At 41.8% G+C, this 5,264-nt stretch carries 6 protein-coding genes; 5 read left to right on the top strand and 1 reads right to left on the bottom strand.

Translation table 11 applies throughout. The annotated features are described in order from the left end of the window. The coding region (locus H5993_RS08795) for a Mur ligase family protein (RefSeq protein ID WP_275087016.1) at window positions 1–470 on the bottom strand (470 nt) is incomplete at its 3' end. 300 nt (window positions 471–770) lie between these two features. On the opposite strand from H5993_RS08795, the gene H5993_RS08790 reads away from it, so the two are divergent. From H5993_RS08790 to upp, 5 genes are all read left to right on the top strand, one after another. Then, window positions 771–1,364, top strand: coding sequence for a thymidine kinase (locus H5993_RS08790; RefSeq protein WP_204777077.1), 594 nt, complete (start codon window positions 771–773; stop codon window positions 1,362–1,364). A 5-nt stretch (window positions 1,365–1,369) separates the two neighbouring features. Then, window positions 1,370–2,452 (top strand): peptide chain release factor 1, encoded by a 1,083-nt coding sequence (prfA, locus tag H5993_RS08785; RefSeq protein WP_180872109.1) that lies wholly within the window; start codon window positions 1,370–1,372, stop codon window positions 2,450–2,452. After that, on the top strand, window positions 2,445–3,290 hold the full coding sequence (prmC, locus tag H5993_RS08780) for a peptide chain release factor N(5)-glutamine methyltransferase (RefSeq protein WP_204777076.1): 846 nt from the start codon (window positions 2,445–2,447) through the stop codon (window positions 3,288–3,290). Before prfA ends, prmC begins: the two co-directional genes overlap by 8 nt. Before the next feature lie 20 nt (window positions 3,291–3,310). After that, on the top strand, window positions 3,311–4,333 hold the full coding sequence (locus H5993_RS08775) for an L-threonylcarbamoyladenylate synthase (RefSeq protein ID WP_204777075.1): 1,023 nt from the start codon (window positions 3,311–3,313) through the stop codon (window positions 4,331–4,333). Between the two features lie 84 nt (window positions 4,334–4,417). Next, entirely contained in the window at window positions 4,418–5,053 is a 636-nt protein-coding gene (gene upp, locus H5993_RS08770) for a uracil phosphoribosyltransferase (protein ID WP_204777074.1), read from the top strand. Window positions 5,054–5,264 lie beyond the last annotated feature (211 nt).

Below are 5,264 nucleotides of genomic sequence, written 5' to 3'. Positions count from 1 at the left end.
AGCTTAACCCCCGCTAGAATTTTATCGTAAGTTGTGTAGATCTCACCATAGCGGTCCATTTGGTCACGGAAAAGATTAGTAATTACAAAAGCAATTGGGGTAATAAATTGACAGACTTTAACCACGTTAGCTTCATCCACTTCAAGAATTGCTAGGCTTTTTTGCTTTGGCCGGGGGGCGGTTATAAAAGTAGTGACAATTCCTTGTTCCATATTTGAACCAGTAGGGTTAGTTAAAACTTGGGGGTATTTTTCCCGAAGCACGCGAACACTGAGAGCGGTAGTTAAGGTTTTCCCATTGGTTCCCGTTACAATAACTAAATCGTATTTTTTACTAAAAGCTTTTAAAATATTAGGATCTAATTTAAGGGTGATCTTTCCTGGTAGCGAACTCCCACCATGGAAAAATTTGTGTAAAAACCAGTAACTTGATCGACCGGCTACTTCAGCAATTGAACTTTTGAGCGTCATAAGCTCCTCCTTAAATTCGCAATTATATATTTAGAAATTATAAGCGTTCCAAGAACAAAAGAAAAGTAAAGGGATAACAATCCAAAGATTGTCTGAATTACTTCCGTAAAACGGTCGAAGATTGATGGCGATTCCAAGTAGATTGTTCGAAAAGTCGTCAATGAAGAACGTTTTATTCAAGAATGGAAAATAAATTATTCGGAGATTGCTCTTTTCTAAAAGACCTTGGTGGGAATGGTTTAAAAATTAGGAAAATTTCGCTATAATAAAGTTCACTATGCAGTAAAAAGGGTGAAAAAATTGGCACAGTTATTTTTTAAGTATGGCGCAATGAACTCAGGAAAGTCGATTGATATCCTTAAAGTTGCTCATAACTATGAAGAACAAGGGAAACCGGTTGAGCTATTAACAAGTGGCGTTGATACGCGCGCTGGACAAGGAGTCATTGCTAGCCGGATTGGTTTAAAACGGCGGGTTACGCCCGTGATGAAAGATACTGACCTTTTTGAATTGGTGAAGGCAGTTGACCATCCTTTATACTGTGTGTTGGTTGATGAGGCACAGTTTTTGACAAAGCGACATGTTTTGCAATTAACAAAAGTGGTTGATGAGCTTGATATTCCAGTTATGGCATACGGGCTAAAGAATGACTTTAAAAATGAGTTGTTTGAAGGAACCAAGTATTTGCTGATTTATGCTGATAAAATTGAAGAGATGAAGACAATCTGCTGGTTTTGCAAGCACAAGGCAATTATGAATTTACGGATTCATGATGGAAAACCCGTGTATGAAGGCGAGCAGGTCCAAATTGGGGGCAATGAGTCCTACTACCCGGTTTGTCGCTATCACTATTTTCACCCCGCATTATCCACAGGACAGGAGAATGATAACTAATGCAAATGGAAGAAATCTTTGATAAGTTACAAGCGGTTGCTGATCGCTATGACGAATTAAATGAGTTAATTTCTGATCCCGAAGTGATCGCTGATAGTCAACGATTTATGAAACTTTCAAAAGAAGAAGGAAGTTTACGGGAAACGGTTGAAAAATATCATGAATACCAAAATGTCACCCAAACCATTAAGGATGACGAAGAATTGTTACGTGATACTTCAGATCCTGAATTAACCGAGATGACCAAGGAAGAACTTGCAGAGAGTAAGGACCGTCAGGCAAAGCTTGAAAAAGAATTGGAAGTTCTTTTAATTCCAAAAGATCCAAATGATGATAAGAACATTATTATGGAAATTCGAGGAGCTGCTGGTGGGGATGAAGCCTCCTTATTTGCTGGTGATTTGTACAACATGTACTTACGGTATGCTGAAAAGCAAGGCTGGAAGGTAGAAATTATCGATAAGACGGAAACCGAAGTTGGTGGTTTCAAAGAAATCGCGATGATGATCACTGGTGACAATGTTTACTCAAAGCTAAAGTTTGAAAATGGAGCTCACCGGGTTCAACGGGTCCCAGTTACCGAATCAGCCGGGCGAGTACACACCTCAACGGCAACGGTTGGGGTAATGCCAGAAGCTGAGGACGTTGAAATTGATCTGGACCCAAAGGACATTCGGGTTGATGTTTACCGCTCTTCTGGGGCTGGTGGACAACACATTAACAAGACCTCTTCAGCAGTTCGGATGACCCACTTACCAACTGGAATTGTGGTTGCTATGCAAGATGAACGGTCACAACAGCAAAACCGAGCAAAGGCCATGCGGATCTTAAAGGCTCGGGTTTACGACTACTACCAACAAAAAGAACAATCTGCTTACGATGCTAAACGAAAAGATGCCATCGGAACTGGGGATCGTTCGGAACGAATTCGAACTTATAATTATCCACAAAACCGGGTTACCGACCACCGGATTGGTTTAACTTTAAATAAGCTGGACAAGATTATGGGTGGCGATTTAGATGAAATTATCGAAGCCTTAATTATTGCTGACCAAGCGAAAAAGTTGGAGCAATTACGGAATGAGTAAGTGGACCTATTTTGAAGCCCAGCAGTGGGCTTCTTCTTTTTTGAAAACTGCGGGGATGGATCCAAGCACACCACAATTCATTCTTGAGATGATTCATGATTGGAAGTTTACTGATTTAGTAATGCATAATCGTGATTTTATGCCAGCCGATGAGGCTTTTCGTTTTACCCGGGCGGTGGAGCGAATCGCCAATGCTGAGCCGGCTCAATATGTAGTCGGTAAAGCGCCATTTTTTGGCCGTGTTTTTGTGGTTAATCGAGATGTACTAATTCCAGAGACTGAAACGGAAGAATTACTTGAATGGGTACTTGATTTAATGCCGGCTGATAAACCATTAAAAGTATTGGATCTTGGAACCGGGAGTGGGGTAATTGGGATTACTTTGGCACTGGAAAGGCCGAAGTGGCAAGTTACTCTTTCTGATATTTCAACAGATGCCTTACGAGTGGCGCTTACAAATCAACGTTTACACGGGACTAACTTGCGCCAAGTTGAAAGTGATCTCTTTGCTGGCTTTGGTGAAGAGCGGTTCGATTTAATTGTCACGAATCCTCCTTATATTGGAGTTGATGAGATTAGTGAGATGGATAAAGCGGTAATTGACTATGAGCCACCACTGGCCTTATTTGCCTCGGAAGGTGGCTTAGGTTTTTACCGGCGTTTATTTACAGAATTACAGCAACATTTGACTCCTCAAGGGGAGCTTTTTGGGGAAACTGGATATCGACAAGAACAAACCATTCAACAACTTTTTGATCAAACCGTGGCTAGCGGCAAAATTGAAACAAAACATGACGTTGCAGACCGAATGCGCATGATTCGGGTAAGTCTAAAATAGAGGAAGAGCAGGCGAAATTTTTGGAAACTAAAATTTTTTCAACGAATGAGATTAAAGAAGCCGCTGAGGCGATTAATGCTGGTAAGTTGGTTGCTTTTCCAACTGAAACAGTTTATGGTTTAGGGGCTGATGCGACAAATGAAACTGCGGTTAAACAAGTCTATGCTGCTAAGGGACGGCCGAGTGATAATCCCTTAATTGTGCACGTTTCTTCAGTTACAATGGTTGAGCAATATGCGGCTGAAATCCCTGATCAGGCGCGCGCTTTAATGGCCAAATTTTGGCCAGGCTCATTAACGATTATTCTCAAGATCAAGCCAGGGTCACTTTCAAAAACGGTTACTGGAGGGTTAACGACCGCTGCTTTTCGTTTTCCAGCTTGTCAACCAACCCTTGATTTGATTTCAACGGCTGGGGTACCCTTAGTTGGCCCGTCAGCCAACACTTCCGGTAAACCCAGTCCAACCACGGCTCAACATGTCTACCATGATCTAAATGGTAAGATTGCCGGAATTTTGGATAATGGGCCGACAAAAGTTGGGGTTGAATCAACGGTGTTAGATCTTTCTACTGACCAGCCAGTGATTCTTCGACCAGGAGCAGTTACCAAAGCCGATATTGAAGCCGTAATTGGTTCAATTGAACTAAATCATCGGAAGGTTAAAGCAAATGAAATTCCTAAGGCACCGGGGATGAAATATAAGCACTATGCGCCAAATGCGCAGGTTTACGTTGTTGATCCTGCAACTGATTGGCAAATGGTTAGTGAATGGGTGGCTAAGCAACCAGAGCAGGTTGGAATCATGGCTAAAAATTCAACCCTTAAGACCACTAAGTTTCCAGCAAATGCAGTTTTGTTTTCAATCGGTGATGATATAAAATCGGCTACCCATTTGTTATTTGATGGCTTACGAGAATTTGATAATCAACCAGCAATTAAAATTATCCTTGCCCAAGGGTTTGTAGCAACTGGCCTGGGGGCAGCATATATGAATCGCTTGAATAAGTCGGCTGGTGGTTGTCACTTTGATTTTAAAGCATAAAATTCTTGGCTTTTGGGTAAATTCAAGGGTCAAAAGCCAAAGTTTTTGGTACAATGGTTGAGAAACCAAAAGGGAGTGTGTACCATGGGTAAATTTGAAGTTTTGGATCACCCATTGATCCAACACAAGTTAACAATGATTCGGGACAAAAATGTTGGAACGAAAGCATTTCGGGAAACTGTTAAGGAACTATCAACATTAATGGCCTACGAAGTTTCGCGTTCTATGCCGCTTAAGGATGTTGAAGTTGAAACACCAATTGCCAAGACAACGAAAAAAGAATTAGCTGGTAAAAAGGTTGCAATTGTACCAATCCTACGAGCAGGACTAGGAATGGTTGATGGGATGACGGAATTAATCCCAGCGGCTAAGATTGGTTTTATTGGGATGTACCGGGATGAAGAAACTTTAAAGCCACACGAATATTTTGTGAAGTTGCCAAATGATATTTCAGAACGGCAATTATTTATTGTTGACCCAATGTTAGCAACTGGTGGTTCAGCAATTATGGCAATTGATGCTTTAAAGAAGCGAGGCTGTTCAGAAAAGAACATGAAGTTTGCTTGCTTGGTTGCCGCTCCTGAAGGGGTAAAGGCTGTTCGAAACGCCTTCCCAGATGTTGATATTTACACAGCAGGCCTTGATGACCATCTTAACGAAGATGGTTACATCGTTCCAGGCCTTGGTGACGCTGGGGATCGACTTTTCGGTACTAAATAATCTATTTGATTAAATTTAAAGAGAGAGGCTGGGAAGAAACATGAGTTTCTTTCCGGCCTCTTTTGCATCTCCGAATGTTACTCAGTAACTAAGGTCAAAGCAGTAGCTGAATGGCAGTTGCTTCCCTAACGGTCGCACCAACCGATGCAGCCTTGCATGGGCTCACAAACGCCAAACCAGTTGGCTGGTTCGCTCCAAATCACGGCCTTAG

The organism is Limosilactobacillus alvi (genome assembly GCF_016900115.1).
Taxonomy (GTDB): domain Bacteria; phylum Bacillota; class Bacilli; order Lactobacillales; family Lactobacillaceae; genus Limosilactobacillus; species Limosilactobacillus alvi.
The sequence above is the reverse complement of the archived record's forward strand: the minus strand, read 5'-3'. Positions and strand labels throughout refer to the sequence as shown.